Source organism: Polaromonas glacialis, from assembly GCF_000709345.1.
Taxonomy (GTDB): Bacteria; Pseudomonadota; Gammaproteobacteria; order Burkholderiales; family Burkholderiaceae_C; genus Polaromonas; species Polaromonas glacialis.
The window spans coordinates 4,110,034-4,136,691 of sequence record NZ_KL448323.1 but is presented as its reverse complement, the minus strand read 5'-3'; the positions used below and the strand labels follow the sequence as shown (position 1 = coordinate 4,136,691).

Below are 26,658 nucleotides of genomic sequence, written 5' to 3'. Positions count from 1 at the left end.
TGCTGGTAGTGGGCACCATGCGGGATCACGTCTCGCCTTGGCGCTCTGTCTACAAGATTCACCTTCTTACGGATACCCACACCACGTTCATCCTGGCCGCTGGCGGGCATAACGCTGGAATTGTCTCCGAGCCGGGCCACCCCCGGCGCAACTACCAACCGGGCAGCGTGGAGCCAGGCCACGGTTGGACAGACCCGGACGAATGGGCTGCAAATGCGCCCTCGTTTGAGGGTTCCTGGTGGGATGCCATGGACGTCTGGCTGAAGGAGCGTTCGGGCGCACCCGTAGCGCCTGCGCCCCTCAATCCTGCCTGCGTGCTGGGTGATGCGCCTGGCGACTACATACAAGTTCGTTATGCAGACTGACTGAGACCTGAATCCGTGAGTTCAAAAAACGCGGCCTGATTTTCAAACTGGAGTGGACAAATCCCGGTGGAATATGCCGTGCTGTCGCGTACTGAAGCGGTTTATGGCGACGCCATGAGGGCGGGCAAGGCGGTTTTCCCAGGTTTTGAGCAGCATGAAGATTTTCCAGCCCAGGGCTGAACATGCCGCGCTGCGCGCAGGCCAGGTAAATGGAGCATGGGGCAGCGCGAGGATTTGCGCTGCTACGCGGTTGCGAGTTGCCCGTAATGCCGGTCAAACACCGCAAAGCCACTGTCGTTCGCGCCCAGGCCGAGCACCCAACGCCCAGCATGGCGGATCATGCGGGCGGCTTTGAACATCATCTCGTGCAACACCGTCTTGATACGCCGGCGCTGGGCCGGGTGGCGCACGGGCGCATCGGGCTCGTTCAGGGTGTTTTGTCCAATCAGGCGCAGCAGGTTCATGGCGACCGCAGCGAGCCGACAGACCAGATAATTGGTGTCAAACTTGCCACTGGGCAGGCGCTCCAGGTCCATATCGGACTTGAACTCGGCGTGAAACTGCTCGTGCGTGGCGTGGTCGGCGTACAGCGCAATGATGTCTTTCGCCTCAAAGCGCTCGGGCAGCGTCGTCGTCCAGCCGTCGAGCACATATTCGGGCAGCAACAAAGCATTGCCGTACTTGTCGATCGTGCGCTCGGTCAGGCGGTAAACGCGCCGGGCCGGATTCGCTGGGTTGCCGACATCGACCAGATCGAGCCTATCCTGCCAGACGCACTCGCGTTTGCCCGGGCGCAGCGTCTGCCAGGCATTGTTCGGATCGCCCGCCTTTCCCACTGCCACCGTCTCAACTGGGGTCTTGCGCGGGTTCCACTTGATGATTGAGGAGCTATCTCGCGTCCAAGAGCCGCGCCCTGGGCCGAGATTTCCTGCATCAGCTTCAAAGAGCAAAAGCCCGAATCGGCACGCACCAGCAAAGGCCCCTTGACCAGGCTTGCCGCCAGGGGCAGCGCGCGTTCGAGGTTGTACTCGCTCTCCCGGGCCGAATGCTGCACGCCGGGGCGCAGCGCCAACTCTAGACAGTAACCCAGGCGGCCCAGGTACACCGCCAGCGGACAGTAACCATCAACCCCCGCGTAGGTACGCCCGACCAGTTCCTTTTGCGTGTCGCTGTTGTCCATCGCGAAGGTGTCCAGATCCACTGGCGTGTAGCCGCAGCCCAGCGCGCCAAAATCAATGGGCCGCCCTTCAATACGGCTGCCCAGCAGCGCCTGGTTGATCTGCGCGGCCAGTTCAAACCAGTCGCTGGCCTGGGTGTTCAGGCGCTGGCGCAGCGTCGGACTCGACGGCACCGCCTGCAACCCCAGCGCGCGCATGAAAAAAGCGTTACCCCGAAAGCTCTCGATGGCGTCAAAGTCGTTCTTGCCCAGGCACAGCAGCCCGAGGTAGCTCTTGAGGATGTCGCTATTGGCAATGCCCGAGCGGACCGGGAAGGCCGGATCGATCAGCGCGTTGATATTGATGCGCTTGAGATATCTGCCAATCAACGCCAGTCCGGCATGGGAACTGAGGTCGTAGGGAAGTCGCTTGATAAGAAAATCGGTCATGTTTTCGCTCACCTGCAGGGTGAACTGAACTTGGCGGACAAGTGCTTGATTTCAATAAGGAAACCACCAAAATCTGACAACGAGATCACGGATTCAGGTGAGAGGCTACTCCTACGGAGGAGTAGCACAAGTCATCAGTAATGCCAGGCTCGCAACCAGTTTTACTCCGGCGGCAACATCATTGCGATGCGCTCGCTCAAGCCGTCGGCTCTTTCCGATCCTGCAATTTCTTCCACTTTCGCAATGATGTCGCGAGCAATAGCGACCATGGATTCGCGGTCACGTGCTTGACGCAGTTGATCTCGGTATTGATGGGCCAGTGCGGGCGCCTTTTTGGAAAACATTCGCTCGCAAATGTCAAACAGGAACATTCGGGTGGTTGCAAAGGAGCGTTTGCCGTCGAAGTTGTCGCTGGACGATCCGGGCGGTGCAACAGTGGCCGGGGGCAGCTGAAGCGCTGGAGCCACTACTTTAGTCTCAAGAGCCAATGCGCGCTTATCGCTTGCCTCTAGATGGATCAGATACCCGTCAGAAATCAGTTTTTGCAAGATGCTGCCATCATCGCGCAGCAACACCTGCATTTCATCCTGCGTTTTGCAACCATCTGCGAGAAAAAGTGCCCCTCGCTCGCGAATGTTGAGCACACGCTGCCTGGAACTGAGTTCGCGGCTGGCCTTTTCTGACTTGTGGAGGTGCATGCGCGACGCCTAATTTTTATTTGTAATGAAGTGATGCATCGTAGAAATTTTCCGTGTCTTATTTATGACTGTTGGCTGCCGCATCATGTTTCCATCCATACACCGATTATTTGACCAGTCAGCTCCCGCCTAACGGCAGTTTTTACGGGCAGAGAAAGATATCTCATCCCTGACCGGCTTGCCAAGGCGCCGAGCAATGCGGCTAGTTCGGCTGGCGGGGCATGCTGGCAAAAGCGTTCAGCGGCGTGCATGCCAGTGCGCCGGAGCCCAGTACAACGGTAGCCTCGGTGCTATCTGGGACTGACAGCGTTGCAGCTCAAAGCAGCAACTGCTCATCCGGGTTTCGCTCCTTGCCCGTCCGTGAAAAGCAGCCTTACGGACACGGGTTCATTCGGTGAGCGCGGCGTTGCAGTAACTACTCCCGGCCTTTGGCGTCATGAAACTGACACCGTCACTGCCTACATTGCCATGGTGCTTTCCCAAATTGCTTGAGATCCTGAAAGAGTTTCATGTTGAACAAAACTTTCTTTGCCGCTACCGCACTGTCGTTGGTGGCAGGTTCTGTACTGATTGCCTGCGGAGGCAGTGATGACACCTCGGTCGCCACGCCCACACCGCTGGCCGAGCCTTTCACCATTAAGGTGATGGGATTCAACGACTACCACGGCACGCTGGAATCGCCCGGCACGTTTGGCGAAACCACTGCGGTGCCTGCGGCCAGCCGTCCGGCCGTGGGCGGCGCGGAGTTCATGGCGGCCCATATCGCCAGCCTTAAAAAGAAAAATCCGCTCAACGTAGTGGTCGGCGCGGGTGACTCGATTGGGGCCTCACCGCTGATTTCATCGCTGTTTTTCGACGAGCCTTCGGTGGAAACGTTGAACCGCATCGGTCTGGAATTCAATTCAGTCGGCAACCACGAGTTCGACAAAGGCTCGGCCGAACTGCTGCGCCTGCAAAACGGCGGCTGCAAGATGACTGCCGGTGTGGTGGACCCCAACAGCTGCCAAGGTGCAGCAGCTGGTACTCCGGTGCCGTTCGAGGGTGCCAAGTTCCAATGGCTGTCGGCCAACGTGATTTCCACCGCTACTGGCAAGCCGCTGCTGCCGGCCTATGGCGTCAAGACGTTCAACGGCGTCAAGGTGGCCTTCATTGGCATGACACTCAAGGCCACGCCTACCATCGTCACACCCTCGGGCGTCGCCGGGCTGGAGTTTCGCGACGAGGCACAAACGGTCAATGCACTGATTCCTGAATTGAAGGCTGCCGGCATTACCTCCATCGTCGTCCTGGTGCATGAAGGCGGCTTTCAGGCTGGCACACTGGGCGACATCAATGCCTGCGAAGGCCAGCTGGCCGGATCGGCGATTGCCAGCATTGTCAGCAAGTTCGACAACGCCGTAGACCTGGTGGTCAGTGGCCACACGCACGCGGCCTACAACTGCATGCTGCCCAACGTCACCGGCCGCCGCATCTCGGTCACCAGCGCCAGTTCGTTCGGCCGGGTGCTGACCGATATTGATGTGACGATTGACCCCTCGACCGGCGACATCACCAAAGCCTTGGCAACCAACCGGCTGGTGGTGCGCAACGACCCCGCCATCACCGCCGACACCGTGGTGGCGAAGATCGTGGCCAGCTACAAAGGCCTGGTTTCGCCACTGGCCAACAGCATCATCGGCGGCATCACTGCCGACCTGCCCAATAGCCGCACCGACGGCGCCTGCAACATGCCGGCTGGCAACCTGCTCGCCGACTCGCAGCTGGCAGCCACCAAGCCCGCCAGCTTCGGCGGCGCCGTGATGGCCTTCATGAACGGCGGCGGCGTGCGCAGCCCAGGCTTTACCTTTGCCTCCAGCACGGCAGGCGAAGGCAACGGCAATGTAACCTACGGCGAAGCTTTCACGGTTCAGCCCTTCGGCAACAGCCTGGTCACGCTGTCGCTGAGCACGCAGCACATCAAGGATTTCCTGGAAGAGCAGTTCGCCGGCTGCCTGGGCCAGTCGCCCACCGCCACCCGCTTTGCGATTCCTTCGGCCGGCGTCAAATACACCTGGGACGGCGCCAAAGCCTGCGGCGCGCGTGTCAGCAACGTCACGCTGCGCAGTGGCAGCACCGTTGAAACCCTGGTGGACGCCAGCGGCGCGGTGCAAAACCCTACCAAGTCCTACCGCGTGACGGTCAACAACTTCATGGCCGATGGCGGCGACGGCTATGCCACGCTGATCAAGGGAACCAACCGCATCGGCGGCGCGCAGGACATCGATGCGCTGACCGCCTACCTGGCCGAATTCAAGGCGCCCAAGGCGGCTTATGCGCCTGGCGCCAACGTGCTTGATGCGGGCACGCCACGCATCAACCGCGTAGGTACCAGCGCCATCTGCCCGGGTGGCGCCAACGTCAATCCGTGAGAAAAATACGACAGGCGAATGGCACTTCGTCAAAACGCCGCACGGTTTTGCTGCTGGGACTTAGCATTTTGGCGGTAGCGGCAGGCAGCGCAAAGGCGACGGGGCCCGACAGCAACGCCCGTCTTCACCCGCTTATCGAGCAAAGGAAATCTCAGCCGCCTGCTGGCCATGCGCATCGTGAAGCGGAGGCAGCATCGCCAGCCCGTTTGCAGGAACGAGCCGAGTTGCTCAAGAAAGGCGAAATCGCGCTGGCCCGGCTCGACGTGACCGGCGCGCTCGATGCGTTCGAACGTGCTGCGCTGATCCTGCATGCCGCCGACACTGAAATCGCCTTGGTTCGCGCCTACATGCAGTCCGGCGACTACCGACGCGCACTGGCGTTTGGCGCGCATACCGCCGGCGCCCACCTTGACGAGGTGGGCGGATCGCTGCTCTATGTGTGGCTGCTGCATGCGGGCGGCCAGCCTGCCATTGCCCAGCGGCTGCTGGCCAACGCCGAAACCCGCATGCCGGGCAACCCAAGGGTTCAGGCGGTGCAGCAGCAACTGCGCTCGGGCATGCCGGTCGCCAGCGGCCCGCTACTGTTGCTGCCGACACGGCTGGCGCCGTATGGCGGCATGAAAGGCTTGCCTGCCACCGCCCGCGTCGTGGGCAGTGCGGTGCTGCTGCACAGCGGCACGAAAGCGCTGCTGCCCTTGAGCCTGCTGCCGGCCTCCGGTCGCCTCTGGCTGCGCAACGGGCTGGGCCAACTGGTGCAAGCCCGGACTGATCAAAAATTCAGTGCGCTGGGCGTGGCGCTGGTGCGCCTGCAAAGCCGGCTGCCCGTCCCGGACGACCAGTTGGCGGCCGCCGGTGATGCTTTTCCGGGAAGTCCGGGTTTTGCCGTGGAATATGCCGTATCGCCAGATGCCGCGCCTGCCTGGCCCCTGTTGCGTACCGGGTTTCTGGGCAGTGCCAGTGGCGCGACCGGCGATCGACAGCTGGGCATAGAACTTCCGTCGGGGCCGCGTGGCGGGCCGGTGTTTGGTGCAGGCGGGCAACTCATCGGCCTGGCGCTTGCGGGTCGGGCCGGCCAAGGCGGCGACCGTCTGGTTCCGGCTTCGGAACTCAAAAAAGCGCTTGGCGCCAGCTTTGCGGCCGTGCCGCCGCAAGCCGGCGTGCCAACGGCCCCTGCAAGTGCCCGGCCGCGCTCCCCGGTGGACAAGATTTACGAGACCAGCTTGAAAACCAGCTTGCAGGTGATTGCGGTGCCCTGAAAATGCCACTGGCTTTTTCTTAATATCTTGCGACCAACAGCACTTCCGGTTTCACCGCATTGTCACAACCCAGCGACATACTGCAAAATTAATTCAATACAGGAGTTTGTTCATGATGCTTGCTACAAAGCCCGCACGCCTGGCTCATTTTGCGATGGCGGCGGTCGCGCTGCTGGCGCTTTCTGCCTGCGGTGGCGGTGAAGACGCACCGGTCAGCACGGTCCAGCCTTTTAAGACATTGAAGAACGAGCAGCCCCTGGTGATCGCGCACCGTGGCGCGTCGGGCTATCTGCCCGAAGAAACGCTGGAAGCCTATGCCAAGGCGATTGACATGGGCGCCGATGCGGTGGAGCCGGACCTGGTTTCCACAAAAGACGGCGTGTTGATTGCACGCCACGACCCCAACCTCGACTACAGCACCGACGTGGCCAAGCATCCTGAGTTTGCCAGCCGCAAAAAGACGATACAGGTAGACGGTGAAACGCAGACCGGCTGGTTTGCCGATGACTTCACGTTGGCCGAGGTCAAGACACTCGGCGCCTTGATTACCGACGCCGAGCGTCCGCAGCAGTTCAACGGCCTGTACAAGGTGGTGACCTTCAAGGAAATCATTGATCTGGTCAAGCTGCGCAGCACGCAGCTGAACCGCACCATTGCGGTCTATCCGGAAACCAAGAACCCCAGCTACCACCGCAGCGTCGGCCTGCCGCTGGAAGACAAGCTGATCGCCACGGTCAAGGCCGCAGGCTGGAACAGCAAGACTGCGCCCATCTTCGTGCAGAGCTTTGAGCCGAGCAGCCTGAAGGAAATGCGCGCCAAAGGCCTGGACACCCGCATGGTCCAGCTGATCGACGCCGACGACTACGATCTCAAGACCGGCAAGCTGACCTACGCCGCGCCTTACAACCGCCCTTATGACTGGACGCTGGCCAGCGACGCCCGCCTGTTCAGCGCCATGGTCACGCCCGCTGGCCTGGCCGAGATCAAGACCTATGCCGATGGCATTGGTCCCTGGAAGCCCTACATCGTGCCGGTCAAGGGCACGCTGGACGCCAGCGGCAATCTGCGCGACATGAACGGCGACGGCGCGGTGAACTATGCGGACGCCAGCACCCAGGCTCCCACCACGCTGATCGACGATGCGCACAAGGCCGGCCTGTTCGTGCATGCCTACACCTTTCGGAACGAAGCACGCCGCCTGGCCTTCGACTACAAAAAGGACCCGAAAGCCGAATACCTGCAGTTCTACCGCCTGGGGATTGATGGCCTGTTCAGCGACTTTGCCGATACCGCGCTGGAAGCGCGCAAGGACTACCTGAAAGAGTTGGGCCGCTGACCGGGAAATTTTCGAGACGAGGTCGCAAGGTGAATGGCGCGAACAAAGCGCATGCGCATCCCAGGCTCGATGCATCGCGTTGAATGGATCAATTCAGCGCTGAAACGCGCCCTCGTCGTAAGCACAGGCAAACGCTGCGGCATCCAGCATGGTTTGCCTGGCGAGGTCTTGCGATGACGCCAGCAACTGGCTTTGCCACTTCTTGCCCTGGGCATAGCCCATCAGCTCGTCGGCAATGGCCGAGCCTTGCCGGCCTGCACTGCGCAACTGGCCCCATGCCACGATGCGTCCCATGGTGGCAATCACCTGCTTGATGTCCCCCTGGGACTGCTTGGCGCCGTCCAGCGAGACACGGTCTTCCGAGGCTTGGAGTTCGCGCAACACATAAGCTTGACGGCCGATGAAAACCGGCTGTAAAAACGCCATCGGTACGGCCTGCAGGCGCCGCTGCATCTCCACGATGCGGTGTGCCTCGGACTTCCACTTGGGCTGTTTGGCTGTCGCATGCCTGGCCAGCGACGAGGAGAAGGACGCCTTGAGATCGAGCAGGTAATGCCCGTCGGGCGACCCCTTGCCTTGCACCAGGATCACGTAGCGTTCCACGCCCAGGCTACCCGTACCCGCAATGCGGCGTGCCACGTCCAGCACCTTGAAGAACCCTGGGTCGGATTGCGCTTTGGCGAAATCGGCCATGAAGCTTTCCACCTTCTTGCGGTCAGCCTTGGCGGCAGGCAAGGCTTTCTGGCCGTCGACCTTGATGACGCATTGGTTGTCCTTGCGCTGCGTGCGCGAATCGATGAAGTCGCCTCGCTTGCGCTCGCCCAGGCCATCGAGCAGATCCTGCACCAAGCCATTGGCCGTGCGCGGATCGACCCAATACGCCTTGCCCTGTGCCAGCGCCGATCCATAGGCCTCCAGAAAGGTAGCGCATAGCTCCTTGGTCTCACCCGGCTTGATCTCCAGGCTGTGGGCCGCCAGGCGCAGGCTGGTCAGCATGCGCACCACATCCCAGCTGGCGGGCGCCAGAAGTCCTTCATCGAAGTCATTCATATCGAAATAGACCGGGCGGTTTTCGCCCTTGTAGCTGCCGAAGTTCTCCAGATGCAGGTCACCGCATGACCAGACCAGGGGGGCCGACTTGAAGAAGCCTTTGTACGGCAACCGGTCGTAGAACAGGTGGCAGGCGCCTCGCAAAAACGCGAAGGTGTCACTGCGCATCTTGCTGTACTTGAGCGCCAGCCGCTCGGGATCACGCCCGGCATTGAAGGCACGAATTTGCTGAACCACATCCATTGATGAAATCTCCCTGTTGATTCTGGCCGTCAAGGCAACCCTGCTTCGCTGGCACACAAACTTGGCTTCAAACTTCTTCTCAAACGATATAAACTGTATACCCTGTTTAATGAAGAGGTATTACACCATGACCGCCACCGACGCAACAATCACCACAGCCATTTCGGAACCAGCCCAGGCATCCATTCCAACTCCATCTCAAGCAGCCACTACAGCCATCGCGTCGCAAGATGCGGCGAATCTGCCCGCCAATGAAGGGACAGCGCCGGTGGTCAAAGAACCCGCTGTAGCGGCAAAGCCAGCGACTAAAGCACCAGCCAAGGTGTCAGCCAAAGCAGCGTTACCGGCGACTCATAAATCCGCCGTAGCTGCAAAGCCAGGGGTCAAATCAAACGCCAAGTTGCCCGCCAAAGCAGCCGCAACACCGGTTGCCAAAAAAACTGCAGTCGCTGCAAAGCCAGCGACTCAAGCCGTTTCCAAAATGCCCGCCAAACCAGCGGGTAAAACGGCACCAGCGGTGCAAGCGGTATTCAAGTCCTCGGTGAAACCAATTCTCAAGGCACCTGCCAAAGCATTGATCAATCAGGCCATTAGCCAGAAAGCCGAAAAGACGCTCAAGGAGAAAAAACCGAAACTGGTGCGTGACAGTTTCACCATTCCCAAAGCGGAGTACACGGTGCTCGATGAACTCAAGCACCGTGCAGGCAAGCTGGGCACTTCAATCAAAAAAAGCGAGTTGATTCGTGCGGGTATTAAGGCCTTGGCTGCCATGCCGGATGCCATGTATTTAAGTGCATTGAAGGTTGTCCCCACAGTGAAGACTGGCCGTCCTTCCAAAAAATAGCCACTACGCAGCAGACAGCCGGCCAATACGCGCGGCAAAAATATCGCAGAAAAGCAGGAACCCTGCGCCGTGGCTTGGCCAGACGCAGCGTACTTGTCCATGTCAAGGGCTTGCCCCATACCGCCAGGTTCACGTGAACGGTTTGCGATCAATCCTGAAGAAATATGCCGTACGCCGCTACAGGTGTTGCAGAACAATAACGCAGCCGCTTTCCTTGGCGTTAAATCACGGGGGGGGGGGGGGTAAACTCTCCGCCGCTTGCAGCGTTGCACTGCAAGGCGAACATAAGTGCTCCGCATGGTGGTGGCGCACTGTATGGGTCAACAGATTGGACATTGCGCTGTAAGGCCCGGTTTGCACGCCAGCGATTTCACACGGCTGAACGCCTTCAAACTCGATCCGGTGCATGTTTGAGCCAACACACCAGAAAGTGACTTGGTTTCCGTCTCGCACTGGATCAGTCCCAAAAATTGCGGCTCACCAAGTCTTCTCGCTGATAACTCGCGGGAAAGCGTGTCACGCAAGTGCCATTGAACTGACATTACTTCGTCACCCTCAGCGCCCAAAATTCCATCATTCCCGCATGGAGTTCGCTTAGGAGTTCAATATGAAACCCACCAGCCAGCTTGAAAAATGTGTCGCTTACGCCACCGGCGCCAGCATTCACGACCTCGACAACCAGCGCCGGCGGATTGTTCGCTGCACCACGCACGCCATGACACTCAGCCCCGGCGAACTGCGCTTCAAATCCGGCATCCGTCCACGCCCCCAAGGTCTGCCGCCCAGCCGGTCAACGTCATCCAGGCGCCATGTCCAACCCAGACGGTCGGAAATGCAGCCCTCTGCCAGCTGATCTTTACGCCGTTGCAAGCCCTTTGCAAGGGCTTTTTGATAACTCTTCCGGTTGGGGCGGACTGGAAGGGGCACTGTGTGATTGCCCCGTAAACCAAGGACATTGCCATGAAAGAATTGCCTACCCCAACTTTTGCCTTTTCGCCAGTTGAAATGCCTCGGAGGTCACTTCATCGAACCCCTCATGAACGCATTTCAATCCCTGTGGAGCCGAAGCCCACCCCGTTCATGGGAAAAATTTCGGTTAGCTGGGCCCGCAATCAAGATGAGGTCCGGGAAGCGCAGCGGCTGAGATACCAGGTGTTTGCACTCGAAATGGGTGCCAACTTGTCCCAGGTGTTGCCCATGCATGATGTTGATTTGTTCGACGATTACTGTGAGCACCTACTGGTGCGGGATACGACCAGCCAGGAAGTGATCGGCACCTACCGGGTGCTTACCCCGGCGCAGGCCAAGCGCGCGGGCGGTACCTACAGCGACACCGAGTTCGACCTGACCAGGCTTGGACCCCTGCGTGAGCGCATGGTCGAGCTGGGCCGCAGTTGCGTCCATGCTGACCATCGCCATGGCGGTGTAATTCTCACGCTCTGGGGGGCGCTGGCCGAGTTCATGGCCCGCAATCGGCTCGACACCATGATCGGTTGCGCGAGCATTCCCATGCAGCACAACGGGGTGCTGGGCGGCCACGCGGCTGCCAGCATCTGGCGCCAGGTCAGGCAAACGCACTTGGCCCCTATCGACTACCGGGTTACGCCGCGCTTGGCGCTGCCGGTCGAGCAGCTTGACGACTCGCTGGTGGTCGAGCCGCCCGCGCTGATCAAGGGCTATCTGCGACTGGGGGCCAGGGTGCTTGGTGCGCCGGCATGGGACCCGGACTTTAACTCGGCGGACCTGCCCATGATGATGCAGATTGCGGATTTGCCAGCACGCTACCTTAAGCATTTTTCGGTACAAACGGTGCTGGATTGATGTCGCCCCATGCACCGCAGAAGCAGAATCGGCTACTTTTGCTGCCATCATGAGGGCGGGCTCCAGTTGACCTGTCAGCAATTGCCGTAGCCGTGGAGCCACGAACAACAGACAAGACGACTGCAACGATCAGTTCTGCGCGCGCCAGGCCCGATAGCGGGAACGCTGCAAGGCAAGAAATTCGGCAAAGCCTAGCATGACGCTATTGCACAGCACCAGCAACTTGAACCCCATTTTGGAAGCGTTGAGATGTCCAATCATTTTTTGAGCCCGCAACGCTTGCCATCATCAAGGCAAATCCAGTCGCAGCCAAAAATCCAGTCAAGTTTCTTCGGTAAGTCAAACAGTTTCCAGAACATGATGAGATCCTTGGCGTGATGGATGACTTGCAAACGATAGCCACTTCACGTGACGGTTTTGCGTCAGCCCGCATCTTTCCTCGCCCGCCCTCCTTTGCTGATGACCGCAACTCATGGTTACGTTGCCGGCTTTTGATGGGCCCTGGGCCCCGAAACGGCGATTCACACGGTGCTTGAACCTTCATTACCCGAGTTGTTGGCGCTCGAAAGCGTCATTGAACTGGGCGGCTCGCACCTGGACGTCAGCCTGTTGCGCCAGGTGTCGGGGCTAGGGGCGTCGGGTTATCCCATCTATGCGATCGCCTTGGGCAATCCCAGTCCCGACACACCAGCGGTCGGTTTTTTTGGTGGCGTGCATGGACTTGAGCGCATCGGTGCCCAAGTGGTGATTTCCTACCTGCAAAGCCTGGTGATGCGGCTGCACTGGGACACCAGCTTGCACCGCCAGCTCGAAAACGTTCGACTTGTGTTTATGCCGATCGTGAATCCGGCTGGCATGGCATTGGGTACCCGGGCCAATCCGCGTGGCGTAGATCTGATGCGCAACGCCCCAGTCGATGCCACTGAAAAAGTGCCCTTTCTGGCCGGTGGCCAGCGCATCAGCCCCGGCCTGCCCTGGTATCGGGGCAAATCAGGCGAGCCTCTGGAGCAAGAAAGTCAGGCCCTGTGTGAGGTAGTGACGTCTGAGCTTTTGACTCGGAAATTCAGTATTGCCCTCGACTGCCATTCTGGACTGGGCTTCAAGGACCGGATCTGGTTTCCGTATGCGCATACCAAAACACCCATCGCGCATCTGGCTGAAATGCATGCGCTCAAGGAGATTTATTTGCAAGCTTATAGCCACCATCAGTATGTCTTCGAGCCGCAGAGCGTTCAGTATCTGGCCCACGGCGATTTATGGGATCACCTGTATCTGCAGGCTTGTCAAAATACGCAAAACATTTTTCTACCCTTGACGCTTGAGATGGGCTCGTGGTCGTGGATCAAGAAGAACCCGAGGCAGGCGTTTTCACGCCACGGAATTTTTAACCCCCTGATCGCGCACCGGGAGCACCGGGTGCTACGGCGCCATATCGGGCTGCTGGACTTTCTGGGACGGGCAGCTTGCGGTCACGCGCTTTGGACGCCTGCGCCTGCAGATCGTGCCAAGCACCATGCTGATGCGCTTGCCCAGTGGTACGGCTAGGCGCTGGAAATGCTCTGGATATTCTTGCGCGGACTGACCCGTGAAACGGCCCACTGGGGCAGCTTCCCCAATGATTTTGAGCAATCACTACCCGGATCAAAGGTGATCTGTCTTGATTTGCCTGGAAACGGTGAGCTTCACCATATGACCAGTCCGATGTCCATCCCAACGATGGTGACCTACTGCCGAAATGAACTCATCAAACGAGGGCACCCGCCTCCCTACTTCTTGCTGGCCATGTCGCTCGGTGCCATGGTAGCGACCGAATGGTCCTACAGCGGCAACGGTGAAGTGAAGGGGTGCGTCCTCATGAACATCAGTTTGGGTAAATTCAGCCCCTTTTACCACCGCATGCGGCCACGCAACTACCTCCCGCTTCTTCGGCTTGTCCTGCTGATCCGGGACCCTGCGGAGGCCGAGCGCATCATCTTGCAGTTGACCAGCAATCGAGCGACACAGCGCGCGCAAGTTATTGATGAGTGGGTTCAGGCGCACATCAAGCACCCGGTGAGCCGGGCCAATGCACTCAGGCAAGTCGTGGCCGCCCTTCGGTATCGAGTCCGTTCCCGGGCCCCTGATACAGACGTGTTGATCTTGTCCAGCAAGCAAGACAGGCTGGTGCATGTCAACTGCTCACTGGCTATCGCGTCCCGCTGGAAATGCCCGGTGCAGCTTCACCCAATGGCCGGACATGACCTTGTCCTGGACGATCCCAACTGGGTGATCGAAAAGGTCCAGCAGTGGTTAGGCAGGCAGCAGCGTCGAGATCAAGCCGCCAAGCTGCGCACTGCCCAGTAGTGACAGCCTGTCCCAACAGCGACAAACCCGTGCCAGACCGCATGCGCGTAGCGCACGCGGGCATCTACCATGAAGAAAAGGGTTCCAACGGTGTAGGCAATCCCGCCTGCGACCAGCCAGGTCATGCTTGCCACAGGCAGATGATCGACGAGCGGCAGTGCGGCCATCAGTACCGCCCAGCCCATCAAAACATATAACACCGTGGACAGCCAAGGCTGCCTCAAGCGGTTTGAAATCTTCAGCGCCATGCCAAAAATGGCCATCAACCAGACGGCCCCAAGCAATGCCCAATCTGGTACTTCGTCACGAGAACTCAGCGCGAAGGGGGTGTAACTTCCCGCGATGAACGAGAAGATGGCGCCGTAGTCGAGTTTGAGGAGCATCTGCTTGGCGCGGCCGATCGGTAGCGCGTGGTAAATGGTCGAGGTTAGATACAAGCACACCATCGTTCCCGCAAAAACCATGGCCCCGACGAAGCTTGCCGGGGTTTTGTAGTGGTCAGAGGCCATCAGAGACCATGTGGCTGCGATCACTGCCAGCAATGCAATCCCATGGCTGACACTATTGGCAATTTCTTCGCCCGCGCTTTGTGTATGTGAGGTCATGGCTGCGAATTTTTTATAGGTTCGCTCAATGTAGATTTTTTAGTTTCAATGAAATGCATGACGCTTTGATGAAGGTTCCTGAAGGCGGCGACATTAAGCCCGACACCCTGCACGGCCTGTACGACGCACCCGTGGACGGCAAGCCCGCCGTGGTCGAATACGAGGCCGACGCCGACCTGCGCGACACCGAGCAGGTGCCCTTGCTGGAAGACGGCGGCATAGCCGCCTTCATCCGCCGCGAAGTGTTGCCAGCGAAGTGGTCGAATACGCGCTCAGCCGTTCGCTCTTCCCCGCGCTGGTCACCGAATACCAGACCCAGCTGCCGGACAAAAAATTACTCGCCGCCAAGCTGCACGAGTTTTATGCGCTGAATGTGCCGGGGCCAGACGAAAAGTCGGATATTTAGCATAAAAACGGCCTTTTGCGCAAGCTGCATAAGCACAAGCAGCTACAAAAATAATAGCAATTATCGCCAGGCCGTTATTGCAACCTTCTTCAATAAATACCTAATTAGATATAATTTCACATGCTGCCAAAACGCAGCGAAAAGCCATTGCACTGGGTCGGTTCGTCCAGGAAAGACCTGGTGGCCTTGCCCGCTGACGCGGTGGATGACTTTGGCTATGCCTTGAGCGCTATGCAGATGGACGCCACGTCGCCGCAAGCCAAGCCGTGGAAAGGCGAGGGTTCGGGCGTGCTGGAGTTGGTGGAAAACGATTCGGGCAATACCTTCCGGGCCGTTTACACCGTGCGTTTTGCCAAGGCGGTTTACGTGCTGCATTGCTTCCAGAAAAAGTCGCCCAGCGGTAGCCGCACATCGCAGAACGATATTGTCCTGATTCACACGCGCCTCAAACTCGCCCAGCAACATTACAAGGAACACCATGAGCACCAAAGCTAAAGCGCCACCTGCTGAAACGGTGGACAACACAGTGATCGAAACAGTCGAGGCCGGTTCGGGCAATGTGTTTGCTGATTTGGGTTTGCCAGACCCCGATGGGCGTCAGCTTCGGGTGCAATTGGCACTGCGCCTGAACGACTTGCTAAAAGACGAAGGGCTGACCCAGGCGGCAGCGGCCAAACGTCTGGGGATTTCGCAGCCGCATGTGTCGGAGCTTAAACACTACAAGCTCAGCCGTTTTTCCAGCGAACGCCTGTTGCACTACATCACCTTGCTGAACCGCGATGTTGAAATCTTTATCCGCCCGCGCGCCGGTACCGACAGCTCCGGCGCGGGCGCTGTGATGGTCTGGGCGGCGGCTTGAGGCGCGGCGGTCCTTGCGGCCTCGATCCGCAATCAAAAATCTCTAAAAAAGTATGAAAACAGCCTCTGGTGCAATCTGCATAAGCGCAAGCAGCTACCAAATAAATAGCATCTCGCCCGGCTGTCATTGCGGACTTGACCCGCACTCCATACCCGCCGACTTCAATTTGACGGACAAGGGATTCAAGGTGTATTGCCCGGTTGCTTACTTTGAAGCAAGCAGTTCCGGAGGTCGTCTGACTCTTGTCAGTCTGAAGCGGTCCGACATTTGTGTAGCGTCGGGCCAGAATGCAAAATCCAGGGTTAGAAATTGTTGCCCACATTACGGCGATCTGCGCGAGACTCGCTCGCCATGGCGTATGCGATCTTCAATCCTGCACACTATCTTTGGAAACTCAGCCTTATCTCAAGTTGAGATGCCTGGCTGCACCTTCTCAAAGACGTGCGTTTTATTGATCAATGTCCGCCAGCAACCGCAGCGATCCAAAGATTTTTAGGGGACTAATAGGACACCGATTCTGAAAAGAAGAAAGGACTTAGAGCCTTTCGACTCTAAGTCCTTGTTTCATATGGTGCGGCTGGCAGGAATTGAACCCACGACCCCTTGGTTCGTAGCCAAGTACTCTATCCAACTGAGCTACAGCCGCCAAGCTTCAAATTATAGCGCAGTTATTGACACTGACTGATCGATCCCAAAGAAGAGGAAAAATTACAACTGATGCTGGAGTTTCGGACTTTCTTCATAAATGCACGCACGGCAGGTTTTCCTGTTTTTTTACCAACGGGTTGTTGATTGAATAGGCTTACCCCTGAACAGCGCAGGGCTTGCGCCAGATCAAAAAGTGCATGACAGCCAGAACACAGAATGACCTTGCACCCTCAAGACTTCTTCTTTGCTTCAATCATTCAAGGACACTCTTAATGACTGTGAAAACATTTCGCCCTTCCGTGCTGACCACCTGGCCCGATAACGGTTCCCCAGTTGCGAACTATGTGACGAACCTCAGCCAGGAACAGTATGCGATTGTTGTGGAAGCTGCCTGCACATGGTTTCGCAGCATGGAAACCCTGTGCCAGGCCCGGCAGCAAGCAGCCCATCAAGCCCTCAGCGCGTGCGAAGGCGCAGCAAAAAAACTGCGTACGGCAGGTGCTGACGCCAACCTGCTGGATATCCACGCCGAACTGATGAGTTTCTATCTGGAAAGCCCTGTCAACTATTGGCAGCGACTTGCCACGACAGGGCTGCAGACGCAGATTGAAATGATGGCACGGTTCAACCACTTGTTTGTTGGCAATACAAAAGAACGAATGGAAAAGGCCTTCAGCAATTTCCAGGCGACCTTGCCGGGAATATCTGAACTTTTTAACAAAAAACTCGACGCGACTGCCAGTTAAACCATGGCGCGTTGAACTGCCTGCGATCGATGGGCATCAATAGCCGCTGGTCGCGGCAGAACGCGCCGAGCAAGAGAAATATCGTAAAAACAAGCTACTTTCGCTTATGGGTAAAGGGTTTATAGCTATTTTATTAATAGCAGATTAATTGACTTTCCCATGCCGGGAGTTATTGCGGTGAAACCCTGTTTTGAACACAGCACGAAAGCCAGGATGGACAGTGATCGACACGCACTCTGTTCAATGCAGGCTAGTTTTCAGAGCCCGCTTCAACCCATCGATGCTCAGCAGCCTGATGTGCCGTTTGTCGACTTCCAGTAAATTCAATTGCTGAAAGGCGGAAAAAGTCCTGCTCACGGTCTCCAGCGTCATTCCAAGGTAGCTTCCAATCTCGGCGCGCGACATTCGCAGGTGGAATTCAACGGCCGAGTAACCCCGCACTTTCAGCCGGTGCGAAAGGTTCAACAAAAAGGCAGCCAACCGCTCTTCCGCATTCAGGCTTCCCAGCAGGGTGATCAGGCGATGCTCCCGCAAGATTTCACGGCTCATCATTCGCGCGATCACCTGAAGAAGGCCAGCGTTGCTTGCGGCCAGTTCCGTCAGATGGGCATAGGAAATCACGCAAACGTCGGCGTCTTCCAGTGCGATGGCGCTGGAGGCATAGGCGCCGTAAGCCACGCCGTCCAGACCCAGAATTTCGCCCGCCATGCAAAAGCCGTTGACCTGCTCCCTTCCATCCGCCAGCAGCAACCTGGATTTGAAAGTGCCGCTGCGCACCGCATACAGGAACTGAAAGTCGTCGCCTTCATGAAAAAGGGTTTGTCCTGTCTTGACCTTGCGCTGGCCGAATCTGAATGCGGCCAGCTGACGCGCATCGTTCACGGCAATTCCGCATGGAAAGCACGTTTCCTTATGAAGGCATGTGGCGCAGCGCATCATGAGGGACGTATCCGGCACGGATGTTTCTGTCTTTAGCCGAATGCGCGGCTCTGGGGGACGGGCTAAGTTTTCGAAAACGGCGGCCATGGCAAACGCTCCTTCGACTGACGCTGAAAAATCTCAACAGTCGGCATGCTGTGAGGCATTGAGCACCGCTTTGGCGAGCTGGTCAAATTGATGGGTCTTGTCCAGGAAATCCTCGGCCCCGGCGCCCAGGTAGCGCTTTCGATAGATCGGGTCCGAACTGTTGCTGAAAATCACGAATGCGATGTCTGGCGCTGCATGGCGAATTGCCCGCAAGACCTGCAGGCCAGATCCGCCTTCGAGCTGAACGTCCAGCACCACCACATCCGGGTAGACGGCAAGGATGCCTTCTATCGAGTCCTGGGGCGTTTCAGCTTGGCCGACGACGGTCATGGCGCTGGCGCCGAGCATCGACGCCACGCGCTCCCGTATGACCAGTGAATCGTCGGCAATGAAGATTCTTAACGATACATTTTCTTGGCCCATTGCGCTACTATGCCGCCCATTCAAGGTGCGCGCCATGCGTGTTGCCTGACAAGCAGCATCGGAAAACTCCGGATGCGTCAAGGGCCGGCACCGACCACTACTCAGCCAATCCCGGCAGGCCGGGCGGCATGCAAACCGCTCCATCAGGACTGCCGGTGAACGGAAGACCCCTTTAAATCGCTTCATGGCTCCAGGGGTTCGGTCACGCCATGCTTGATGGCGTAACGAATCAGTTCACTCTGGTTTTGCAGATTCATCTTCTGCATGAGATTTGCTTTATGGGTGCTGATGGTTTTTGCCGAAAGGTTCAGCCGCCCCGCAATATCGGTGACGGACATGCCGATGGCGATCAAACGGAAGACCTCGAATTCCCGGTCCGTCAGCTTTTCATGCGCTGCCGATGTGGATCCGAGCATGGAGCCGAGCGCCAGCTGCTCGGCAACCCCTGTGCTGATGAAGGCGCCGCCTGCTGCAATCTTGCGCAGCACTTGCATCAGTTGTGTCGGCGCACTTTCCTTGGTCAGGTAGCCGCTGGCGCCGGACTTGATCGAGCGAACGGCGTACTGCAGTTCTTCATGCATGCTGAGCACGAGAATGCGAAGTTTCGGCTTTTCGCAGCGCACCAGCTTGATCAGTTCCATTCCGCTTCGGCCCGGCATGGACAAATCGAGAACCAGAACATCGAAATCAGACTCACGCACCTGGCGCATGACCTCCATTCCGTTGGACGCCTCACCCACCACGGTCATGTCTTCCGCCGAGGTGACGATGCGCTTGAGGCCCTCTCTCACAATGGCATGATCGTCCGCTATCACGATCCTGATCATTGGTGAACTCCCGTCTGGTCCACGGGGATGCTGACCTCGACGGTAGTTCCCTTTCCCCGCGCACTGCTGATGGCGACGCTTCCCCCGAGGAGTTGCGCCCGCTCGCGCAGGCCCATGAGCCCGAGCGATTGCGGCTTGCGTGCGCCATCCGAAAAGAATCCGCAGCCATCATCCTGAACTCGCAGCCTTACTGCATCCTGGGTCTTGTCCAGCGTGACCATGACCTGCGAGGCAGCCGCATGCTTGGCAATGTTGTTAAGCGACTCCTGAACGATCCGGAACACGGCCGTTGCGTACGGCTCGGGCAGTTCGAGTTCCAGTTCGTTATTGACCGAAAGTGTGCAGGGCACGCCGCAGCGCTGCATGAAATTGCTTGCAAGCCATTCGATCGCCGGCACCAAGCCCAGGTCATCGAGCATCAACGGCCGCAGGTCGGCGGCCATCCGGCGTGTTGCCGCCACCGTGCGGTCAAGCATTTCGACCATCTCGTTCAGCTTCGCGGTCACCGTCCCAGGAACGGATGAAACGTGGTCGCGAACCCAAATGGTGTCCATCTTCAGCGCCGTCAATGACTGCGCAAGTTCATCGTGCAGCTCCCGAGCCAAGCGCGCTTTTTCCTCTTCGCGGATAGCCTGTGCCGCGACAGCAAAGGTACGCCGCTCCTCCAAAAGCTGTGAGGTTTCAGCCGACCCCAGCGGAATATTGACCATGAATGCTTGAGGAAGAGGCGGCAGCCCGTGAAGTTGATAACCGGCTGGCCGCTTATCCCTCACCCGTCCCGTTTTCTTTGAATCGATCTCAAAATGCATCTGGCTTTTCATGGTTCCTCCGGAAGATTTCGTGTTTGCAGTCTGGACTTCAGGCGATGCGCGGCTTTTTCAAAGACTTTCTGATCGCTGCACCTAAAGACTCAATGGCAAACTCGCATCTCTTTATCTGCTTGTGGAATGACCTTAAAGCAAATGGGAATGCAGTTCGCTGAATACGAGGGCCTATCTACAAAGCGTTATTGCGGTTACAGACTTCGCTACCCAGTTCAGCTAGCTTTTGCAGAAAAAACTGTTAGCAATTCGAGATGCGTCTTGCGCAATCTTTCAAGGTATAAGATCGTTGAAGCTTTTGCGCAGCTTGACGTGAATCAAGACCGGCAGGGCTCCATATGCCTACGCTGAAACTTTGTATCTAAATTGGAGAACGCATCATGTACAAACGAATTCTTGTCGCTACCGACGGTTCGGATCTTTCAAATACGGCGGTGGGCAGCGCCATCGAACTGGCTGCAGCCATAGGCGCCGAACTGGTCGCGCTGTATGTCGTGCCGCGCTACCCGGTGAGCTACTTTGAAGGTGGCATCACCATTTCGGTGGAAGACATTGCCCGCACCGAGAAGCAGTGGAGCGACAAAGGCCAGGCGGTTGTTGATGCGGTGCAAGAACAGGCCAAGGCCCAGGGCGTCACGGCCAAGGCGGTGGTTGCGCAGTCTGACCTGGTTGCCGAGTCCATCATGTCCGCAGCCACCAAACATGGGTGCGACCTGGTCGTCATGGCGTCGCATGGTCGCAAGGGCATCAAGCGGGTCCTGCTGGGCAGCGAAACCCAGCATGTACTGACGCACAGCACCGTGCCGGTTCTGGTCCTGCGCTGACTGACTTGGCAAAACCCTAACCCTCTCGCTGAAAGCGCTGCCGGGCGTTCTGTATTGGTCACCATCGGGCCAAAGTAGAGGTGGATTCGGAAAGCAAAAAGGGCACTCTTGAAGTGCCCTTTTTTCTGGTTGGTTACCTACTGGCGAACACGTTCATAGCGGCAATGGGTTGCGCAGACGTATGTGCAATTCGCGCAACTGCTTTTCGTCAACGGGGCTAGGCGCATGGGTCAGCAGGCACTGCGCGCGCTGGGTTTTCGGGAATGCAATCACGTCGCGGATCGACTCGGCGCCGGTCATCATGGTCACGATGCGGTCCAGGCCAAAGGCCAGGCCACCGTGCGGCGGCGCTCCATACTGCAACGCGTCGAGCAGGAAGCCGAACTTCAGCTGGGCTTCTTCAGGGCCGATGTTCAGCGCGCTGAACACCTTGCTCTGCACATCGGCGCGGTGGATACGGACCGAGCCGCCGCCCAGTTCCCAGCCATTGAGCACCATGTCGTAGGCCTTGGCAATGCAGCGACCGGGGTCGGTGTCCATCCAGTCTTCATGGCCGTCTTTCGGCGCGGTAAAGGGATGATGCACTGCGCTCCAGCGCTTGCCGTCCTCGTCATATTCGAACATCGGGAAATCAACCACCCACAGCGGCTTCCAGCCTTTGGTGAACAGACCGGTCTTCTTGCCGAAGGCGCTGTGGCCGACCTTCAGTCGCAGCGCGCCGATGCTGTCGTTCACCACCTTGGACTTGTCGGCGCCGAAAAACAGAATGTCGCCATTCTGCGCGCTGGTGCGCTTGAGTATCTCGGCCACAGCCGCATCATGGATGTTCTTGACGATGGGGCTTTGCAAGCCTTCACGGCCTTTGCTGATGTCGTTGACCTTGATCCAGGCCAGGCCCTTGGCGCCGTAGATCTTGACGAAATCAGTGTAGCCGTCGATTTCGCTGCGGCTGATTTCAGCGCCGCCGGGCACGCGCAAGGCCACCACGCGGCCGCCCGGTGTGGTCGCCGGTGCGCTGAAGACCTTGAAATCCACATCGGCCATCACGTCGGTAAGTTCGGTGAATTCCATGCTGATGCGCAGATCGGGCTTGTCCGAACCGTAGCGGTGCATGGCATCGGCATAGGCCATGACCGGGAACTCGCCCAAGTCGGTGTTCAGCACCGTCTTGAACATGTTGCTCATCATGCCCTGGAACATATCGCGGATTTCCTGCTCGCCCATGAAGGACGTCTCGATATCGATCTGCGTGAATTCAGGCTGACGGTCAGCGCGCAGGTCCTCGTCGCGAAAGCACTTGGTGATCTGGTAGTAGCGGTCGAAGCCGGCCACCATCAAGAGTTGCTTGAACAGTTGCGGACTCTGCGGCAAGGCAAAAAACTGGCCTTCGTTGACGCGGCTGGGCACCAGGTAATCGCGAGCGCCCTCGGGCGTGCTCTTGGTCAGCATGGGCGTTTCGATGTCGATGAAACCGTTGGCGTCCAAAAACTTGCGCGTTTCCATCGCCACGCGGTAACGCAGCATCAGGTTGTTCTGCATGTAGGGACGGCGCAGGTCGAGCACCCGGTGCGTCAGGCGCGTGGTTTCCGACAGGTTATCGTCGTCAAGCTGAAACGGCGGCGTGACGCTGGGGTTGAGCACGATCAGCTCATGGCACAGCACCTCGACCTGGCCGCTTTTAAGGCTGGCGTTGGCCGTGCCTTCAGGACGGGCGCGGACAATTCCCTTGACTTGGACGCAGAACTCGTTGCGCACGTCTTCGGCAATGCCGAACATGTCGGCGCGGTCCGGATCGCACACGACTTGCACATAGCCTTCGCGATCGCGCAGGTCAATGAAGATCACGCCGCCATGGTCGCGCCGGCGGTTGACCCAGCCACACAGGCTGACCGTCTGGCCCATCAGGCTTTCGGTCACCAGACCGCAATAGGTGGTGCGCATTTGAGCGCCTTGTGTTTGGGCGATAGCCATGAATAAATACTCGGGTGATCAGCGCTGCCGCGCTGTTTACAGGGGGGGATTGAGCGGGGGAACAGGGCGGGCGGCAGGCACCACGACGCCCATGGAAATGACATACGTCAGCGCTTCATCGACACTCATTTTCAGCTCAACGCATTCGGCTCTTTTGAGCATGACGAAATAGCCGCCGGTGGGATTTGGCGTGGTCGGGACATAGACGCTCACATAGTCTGCGGGCAAATGGTTCACAACGTCGCCGCCGGGCAAGCCGGTGAGGAAGCCGATGGTCCAGACGCCTTCGCGCGGCCACTGCACCAGCAGGGCTTTGCGAAAGGCGTTGCCGTTTTCGGAAAACAGGGTGTCGGATACCTGTTTTACGCTGGAGTAGATGGAGCGGACAATCGGAATGCGGCGCAGCAGGGCATTTCCGACCATCAGCAGTTTCCTGCCCAGGAAGTTGCTGGCAATGGCTCCCATCAGCAGCACGATTCCCAGCGTCAGCAGCACGCCAAAACCTGGAATATGAAAACCTAGCAGCCTGTCCGGATGCCACGCCACCGGCAGGATCAAGAGGGTCTGGTCCAGCGTGGCCACAATCCAGTTGAGCACCGCCAGCGTGATGGCCAGCGGCACAAGAACCAGGAGTCCAGCCAGCAGCCACCGGCGAATCGAGCTCATCATGACGTTTTTGTGGAAGCGCCGCTGGTACTGTTAGTGCTGCTCGATGGGGCTGGAGAAGCCGTTGCCGATGGCGCTGCGGCCGGACTTGCTGCCGAACCGCTACCGGTGCCAGAATCCGAAGATGTCTTGCCCGCGTCTCCTGACGCAGCAGCCTGCGTCTCGGCCGGTTTTGCAACGGGCGCGCCGCTGTTGCCGCCCCGAAAATCGGTGACATACCAGCCAGAACCCTTGAGTTGAAAACCAGCGGCGGTCAACTGCTTCTTGAAGCTCGATGCACTGCATTGCGGGCATACCGACAAGGGAGCATCCGACATTTTTTGCAGTACATCCTTGGCGAATCCGCAGGATTCACATTTGTAGGCGTAGATGGGCATGGTGCTTTAGCTCGTTTTCCGGAGAGTTTGCCGCCAGCAAAGGCCAGGCGGTGCAAAGCCTTTAATTATAGGGCGTGCCCCGCCCTTCCCTGCTGAACGAAATTTCCCATTAAAAAAGCCGAATACGCAACACGACCTGCATGAAGATCAGCCCCAGAACAAAACCCAGGCCGCCGTAGATCAGGCTTTGCAGCAGCTTGTTTGTGCGTTTTTGTTCCGCCAGCAATTCGTTCAGGCGACTGTGGTTGGCTGGCGGTCCGGCCTTCAGGTATTGCGCCATCAGACGCGGCAGCATGGGCAGCAATTTGGCATACGACGGCGCTTCGGCCTTGAGTTGGGCCAGAAGTTTTTCAGGACCGACCTGCTCCAGCATCCAGCGCTCCAGAAAAGGCTTGGCCGTGCTCCACAGGTCCAGGTCAGGGTCGAGGTCGCGTCCCAGCCCTTCAATATTGAGCAGCGTTTTTTGCAGCAGGACCAGTTGCGGCTGGATTTCCACCTGGAAGCGGCGCGAAGTCTGGAACAGACGCATCAGCACCATGCCCAGGGAAAGCTCCTTGAGCGGTCGGTCGAACATCGGCTCGCAGCAGGCACGAATCGCAGACTCCAGTTCATCGACACGCGTGGCCGGCGGAACCCAGCCGGATTCGATGTGCAGTTCGGCCACGCGCTTGTAGTCGCGCTGGAAGAAGGCGCTGAAATTTTGCGCCAGATATTCCTTGTCCACCTCGGTGAGCGTGCCCACGATGCCGAAGTCGAGCGAGATATAGCGGCCAAAGGTTTCAGGCGCCAAACTGACCTGGATGTTGCCGGGGTGCATGTCGGCGTGGAAAAACCCGTCGCGAAACACCTGGGTGAAAAACAGCGTGACACCATCGCGCGACAGTTTTTTCATGTCCACGCCGGCATCGCGCAGGCGCTGGGTCTGGCCAATGGGAACACCGTACATGCGCTGCATCACCATCACATCGGGCATGCAGTAGTCCCAGTACATCTCCGGAATCATCACCAGATCAAGGCTTTGCATGTTGCGGCGCAGTTGCGCCGCATTCGACGCCTCGCGCAACAGGTCCAGCTCGTCGTGCAGGTACTTGTCGAACTCGGCCACGACCTCGCGCGGCTTGAGGCGCTTGCCGTCTTTTGACGCACGCTCGACCCAGCCGGCCATCATGCTCATCAGCGCCAGGTCCTTTTTGAAAGCGGCCACCATGTTGGGCCGCAGCACTTTGACGGCCACCTCACGGCCACCGGGTAGCGTGGCAAAGTGAACCTGCGCTATCGATGCACTGGCGACCGGCGTCTGCTCAAAGCTTTCGAAGATGCGATCCAGCGGCTTGCCAAAGGATTTTTCAATGATCGCCACCGCGACGGCAGACGGGAACGGCGGCACGCGGTCCTGCAATCGTGCCAGCTCGTCGGCAATGTCAGGCGGCAGCAGATCGCGGCGGGTCGAAAGCACCTGGCCAAACTTGACAAAAATCGGCCCCAGGTGCTCTAGCGCCTGCCTAAGACGCTCTCCCCGGGGGGCTTCAAGATTGCGCCCAAACGACACGATGCGCGAGAGCAGGCGAATCCATGGCTTCTCGAAGCTTGACAGGACGAGTTCGTCCAGTCCGAACCGCAGCACGGTCCAGACAATGATGAAGCCCCGGACAATCCGGCTCACGCAGCGGCCCCGGGCGGCATGGGCGGTGCCTCGCCTGCCGAGCCATGGGTGCTGGTTTCTCCAGAAGGCAGGGTGCCACCGCCTGCTTCAGTCTGGATGGCGGACCCGGCAGGAACCGCTGCCGCCTCGGCGGGCAACGGGCTGGTGACTGATGATGCCTGGGGGGCGACAGGCGCGGTCCTGCGCTGCGGCACGGCAGGGGCCGGAGCCACTGGGGACGAGGTTGCGGCCTGCGCAGCAGGCGCCAGCGGCCCCTGGGTCAAAAATTGCCTCAGGCCGGAGGCCAGTCGTCGTCCGGCGTCGGCCAGGGCATGGGCTGGCGCATCGCCGATCAGGCGGGACAAGTCTTCTTCGGCGTCCCATCGTAAATTTTCAGCCAGCCAGCCAATATCGGCCGCCAGTTGCACATCGCCTTCGATCTTGACGGGGGGTGCCTTCCCCGCCAGCACCGACTGCACCACAACCAGCGGCGATTCAGCGGCAACCGACAGAACCAGATCCGGCTTGGAAAAAGCCGGGGCACGATCCGCGAGGCCGGCTGGAGTGACTATTAAATCAATAGCAAACAAACCCCACCGCAAATGCACCACACGGCCTTTTTGTCGCAAGAGCCGTTCCTGGGCCTGCTTTTCCTGCAGAAGAACATGGTTGAGAAAAAGTACCAGCCGCTGCTGCCCTTCATCAACCACCCACGCGGGCGGCTGAAAACGGGTGGCGATGGATTCCAGAAATGAAAAAGGAGACGTGTTATTCATACGTCTCCGATTTTGCAGGATAAAAAGTGCCTGGGGTCTAATGTCCCTGGCTTGGCCTTAAGGTATCACTG

Annotated in this window: 27 protein-coding genes, 1 tRNA gene and 1 pseudogene; 14 read left to right on the top strand and 15 right to left on the bottom strand. The window is 58.5% G+C overall.

Translation table 11 applies throughout. The annotated features are described in order from the left end of the window. Positions 1-365, top strand: a pseudogene (locus EC86_RS0120200) (PHA/PHB synthase family protein); the annotation flags it as partial. Between the two features lie 242 nt (positions 366-607). Here EC86_RS0120200 and EC86_RS30585 read toward each other — a convergent pair. The 3 genes from EC86_RS30585 to EC86_RS0120185 all read right to left on the bottom strand — a co-directional run bounded on the left by EC86_RS30585 (position 608) and on the right by EC86_RS0120185 (position 2,669). Further along, entirely contained in the window at positions 608-1,033 is a 426-nt protein-coding gene (locus tag EC86_RS30585) for a transposase (protein ID WP_198026728.1), read from the bottom strand. A 32-nt stretch (positions 1,034-1,065) separates the two neighbouring features. Continuing rightward, entirely contained in the window at positions 1,066-1,971 is a 906-nt protein-coding gene (locus tag EC86_RS26360) for a transposase (protein ID WP_232229911.1), read from the bottom strand. A 161-nt stretch (positions 1,972-2,132) separates the two neighbouring features. Beyond that, positions 2,133-2,669 (bottom strand): hypothetical protein, encoded by a 537-nt coding sequence (locus tag EC86_RS0120185; protein WP_029527686.1) that lies wholly within the window; start codon positions 2,667-2,669, stop codon positions 2,133-2,135. A gap of 509 nt (positions 2,670-3,178) precedes the next feature. Here EC86_RS0120185 and EC86_RS0120180 point away from each other — a divergent pair. The 3 genes from EC86_RS0120180 to EC86_RS0120165 all read left to right on the top strand — a co-directional run bounded on the left by EC86_RS0120180 (position 3,179) and on the right by EC86_RS0120165 (position 7,669). Then, positions 3,179-5,077 (top strand): bifunctional metallophosphatase/5'-nucleotidase, encoded by a 1,899-nt coding sequence (locus EC86_RS0120180; protein ID WP_029527685.1) that lies wholly within the window; start codon positions 3,179-3,181, stop codon positions 5,075-5,077. Between the two features lie 224 nt (positions 5,078-5,301). Beyond that, positions 5,302-6,333, top strand: a complete 1,032-nt coding sequence (locus EC86_RS0120170) for a hypothetical protein (protein ID WP_029527684.1) — start codon at positions 5,302-5,304, stop codon at positions 6,331-6,333. 112 nt (positions 6,334-6,445) lie between these two features. After that, positions 6,446-7,669, top strand: a complete 1,224-nt coding sequence (locus EC86_RS0120165) for a glycerophosphodiester phosphodiesterase (RefSeq protein ID WP_029527683.1) — start codon at positions 6,446-6,448, stop codon at positions 7,667-7,669. Between the two features lie 93 nt (positions 7,670-7,762). Here EC86_RS0120165 and EC86_RS0120160 read toward each other — a convergent pair whose 3' ends face one another. Further along, positions 7,763-8,962, bottom strand: coding sequence for a DUF2252 domain-containing protein (locus EC86_RS0120160; protein ID WP_029527682.1), 1,200 nt, complete (start codon positions 8,960-8,962; stop codon positions 7,763-7,765). 127 nt (positions 8,963-9,089) lie between these two features. Between EC86_RS0120160 and EC86_RS27950 the strand changes: the two genes are divergently transcribed. From EC86_RS27950 to EC86_RS0120125, 5 genes are all read left to right on the top strand, one after another. Continuing rightward, positions 9,090-9,806, top strand: a complete 717-nt coding sequence (locus tag EC86_RS27950) for a hypothetical protein (protein WP_232229944.1) — start codon at positions 9,090-9,092, stop codon at positions 9,804-9,806. A gap of 607 nt (positions 9,807-10,413) precedes the next feature. Continuing rightward, positions 10,414-10,659, top strand: coding sequence for a hypothetical protein (locus tag EC86_RS29010; RefSeq protein ID WP_156955374.1), 246 nt, complete (start codon positions 10,414-10,416; stop codon positions 10,657-10,659). A gap of 107 nt (positions 10,660-10,766) precedes the next feature. After that, a complete protein-coding gene (locus EC86_RS0120145; protein ID WP_029527679.1) occupies positions 10,767-11,627 on the top strand; it encodes a GNAT family N-acetyltransferase in 861 nt (286 codons plus the stop codon). A 528-nt stretch (positions 11,628-12,155) separates the two neighbouring features. After that, positions 12,156-13,172, top strand: a complete 1,017-nt coding sequence (locus EC86_RS0120130) for a M14 family zinc carboxypeptidase (RefSeq protein WP_029527678.1) — start codon at positions 12,156-12,158, stop codon at positions 13,170-13,172. 9 nt (positions 13,173-13,181) lie between these two features. Beyond that, positions 13,182-13,970, top strand: coding sequence for an alpha/beta fold hydrolase (locus EC86_RS0120125; protein WP_051676084.1), 789 nt, complete (start codon positions 13,182-13,184; stop codon positions 13,968-13,970). Here the strand turns inward: EC86_RS0120125 and trhA are convergent. After that, a complete protein-coding gene (gene trhA, locus EC86_RS0120120; protein WP_029527676.1) occupies positions 13,940-14,575 on the bottom strand; it encodes a PAQR family membrane homeostasis protein TrhA in 636 nt (211 codons plus the stop codon). The genes EC86_RS0120125 and trhA overlap by 31 nt on opposite strands. A 68-nt stretch (positions 14,576-14,643) precedes the next feature. On the opposite strand from trhA, the gene EC86_RS29575 reads away from it, so the two are divergent. From EC86_RS29575 to EC86_RS0120105, 3 genes are all read left to right on the top strand, one after another. After that, on the top strand, positions 14,644-14,946 hold the full coding sequence (locus EC86_RS29575; RefSeq protein ID WP_198026856.1) for a hypothetical protein: 303 nt from the start codon (positions 14,644-14,646) through the stop codon (positions 14,944-14,946). Positions 14,947-15,101: 155 nt separating this feature from the next. Then, positions 15,102-15,476, top strand: coding sequence for a type II toxin-antitoxin system RelE/ParE family toxin (locus tag EC86_RS0120110; RefSeq protein WP_029527674.1), 375 nt, complete (start codon positions 15,102-15,104; stop codon positions 15,474-15,476). Further along, positions 15,460-15,840 (top strand): helix-turn-helix domain-containing protein, encoded by a 381-nt coding sequence (locus tag EC86_RS0120105; protein WP_051676083.1) that lies wholly within the window; start codon positions 15,460-15,462, stop codon positions 15,838-15,840. Before EC86_RS0120110 ends, EC86_RS0120105 begins: the two co-directional genes overlap by 17 nt. 569 nt (positions 15,841-16,409) lie before the next feature. Here EC86_RS0120105 and EC86_RS0120100 read toward each other — a convergent pair. Continuing rightward, positions 16,410-16,486: transfer RNA gene (locus tag EC86_RS0120100), tRNA-Arg, on the bottom strand. A 274-nt stretch (positions 16,487-16,760) separates the two neighbouring features. On the opposite strand from EC86_RS0120100, the gene EC86_RS0120095 reads away from it, so the two are divergent. Continuing rightward, positions 16,761-17,234 carry a phasin family protein gene (locus EC86_RS0120095; RefSeq protein ID WP_029527672.1) on the top strand — a complete coding sequence of 158 codons (474 nt, stop codon included), beginning with the start codon at positions 16,761-16,763 and terminating at the stop codon, positions 17,232-17,234. 240 nt (positions 17,235-17,474) lie between these two features. On the opposite strand, the gene EC86_RS0120090 is transcribed toward EC86_RS0120095, so the two are convergent. The 4 genes from EC86_RS0120090 to EC86_RS0120075 form a co-directional block, all read right to left on the bottom strand. Continuing rightward, positions 17,475-18,260 (bottom strand): helix-turn-helix domain-containing protein, encoded by a 786-nt coding sequence (locus tag EC86_RS0120090; RefSeq protein ID WP_029527671.1) that lies wholly within the window; start codon positions 18,258-18,260, stop codon positions 17,475-17,477. Between the two features lie 33 nt (positions 18,261-18,293). After that, positions 18,294-18,683, bottom strand: a complete 390-nt coding sequence (locus tag EC86_RS0120085) for a response regulator (RefSeq protein WP_029527670.1) — start codon at positions 18,681-18,683, stop codon at positions 18,294-18,296. Positions 18,684-18,865: 182 nt separating this feature from the next. Continuing rightward, the gene (locus EC86_RS0120080) at positions 18,866-19,510 is read right to left on the bottom strand and encodes a response regulator (protein ID WP_029527669.1); all 645 of its coding nucleotides are present in this window, start codon (positions 19,508-19,510) and stop codon (positions 18,866-18,868) included. Further along, positions 19,507-20,331 carry a sensor histidine kinase gene (locus EC86_RS0120075; protein WP_084181468.1) on the bottom strand — a complete coding sequence of 275 codons (825 nt, stop codon included), beginning with the start codon at positions 20,329-20,331 and terminating at the stop codon, positions 19,507-19,509. The genes EC86_RS0120080 and EC86_RS0120075 overlap by 4 nt, the downstream gene beginning before the upstream one ends. Positions 20,332-20,711: 380 nt before the next feature. On the opposite strand from EC86_RS0120075, the gene EC86_RS0120070 reads away from it, so the two are divergent. Beyond that, positions 20,712-21,155: a universal stress protein gene (locus tag EC86_RS0120070; protein ID WP_029527667.1), complete on the top strand. Its 444-nt coding sequence runs from the start codon at positions 20,712-20,714 to the stop codon at positions 21,153-21,155. A gap of 153 nt (positions 21,156-21,308) precedes the next feature. Here EC86_RS0120070 and aspS read toward each other — a convergent pair whose 3' ends face one another. From aspS to EC86_RS26350, 5 genes are all read right to left on the bottom strand, one after another. Continuing rightward, on the bottom strand, positions 21,309-23,096 hold the full coding sequence (gene aspS, locus EC86_RS0120065; protein WP_408633911.1) for an aspartate--tRNA ligase: 1,788 nt from the start codon (positions 23,094-23,096) through the stop codon (positions 21,309-21,311). A gap of 66 nt (positions 23,097-23,162) precedes the next feature. Continuing rightward, positions 23,163-23,792, bottom strand: coding sequence for a DUF502 domain-containing protein (locus tag EC86_RS0120060; RefSeq protein ID WP_036772474.1), 630 nt, complete (start codon positions 23,790-23,792; stop codon positions 23,163-23,165). After that, positions 23,792-24,169 (bottom strand): FmdB family zinc ribbon protein, encoded by a 378-nt coding sequence (locus EC86_RS27945; protein WP_029527664.1) that lies wholly within the window; start codon positions 24,167-24,169, stop codon positions 23,792-23,794. Before EC86_RS27945 ends, EC86_RS0120060 begins: the two co-directional genes overlap by 1 nt. Before the next feature lie 109 nt (positions 24,170-24,278). Continuing rightward, a complete protein-coding gene (ubiB, locus tag EC86_RS0120050) occupies positions 24,279-25,832 on the bottom strand; it encodes a ubiquinone biosynthesis regulatory protein kinase UbiB (RefSeq protein WP_029527663.1) in 1,554 nt (517 codons plus the stop codon). Continuing rightward, positions 25,829-26,587 (bottom strand): hypothetical protein, encoded by a 759-nt coding sequence (locus tag EC86_RS26350; protein WP_232229943.1) that lies wholly within the window; start codon positions 26,585-26,587, stop codon positions 25,829-25,831. The genes ubiB and EC86_RS26350 overlap by 4 nt, the downstream gene beginning before the upstream one ends. Positions 26,588-26,658: the final 71 nt, after the last annotated feature.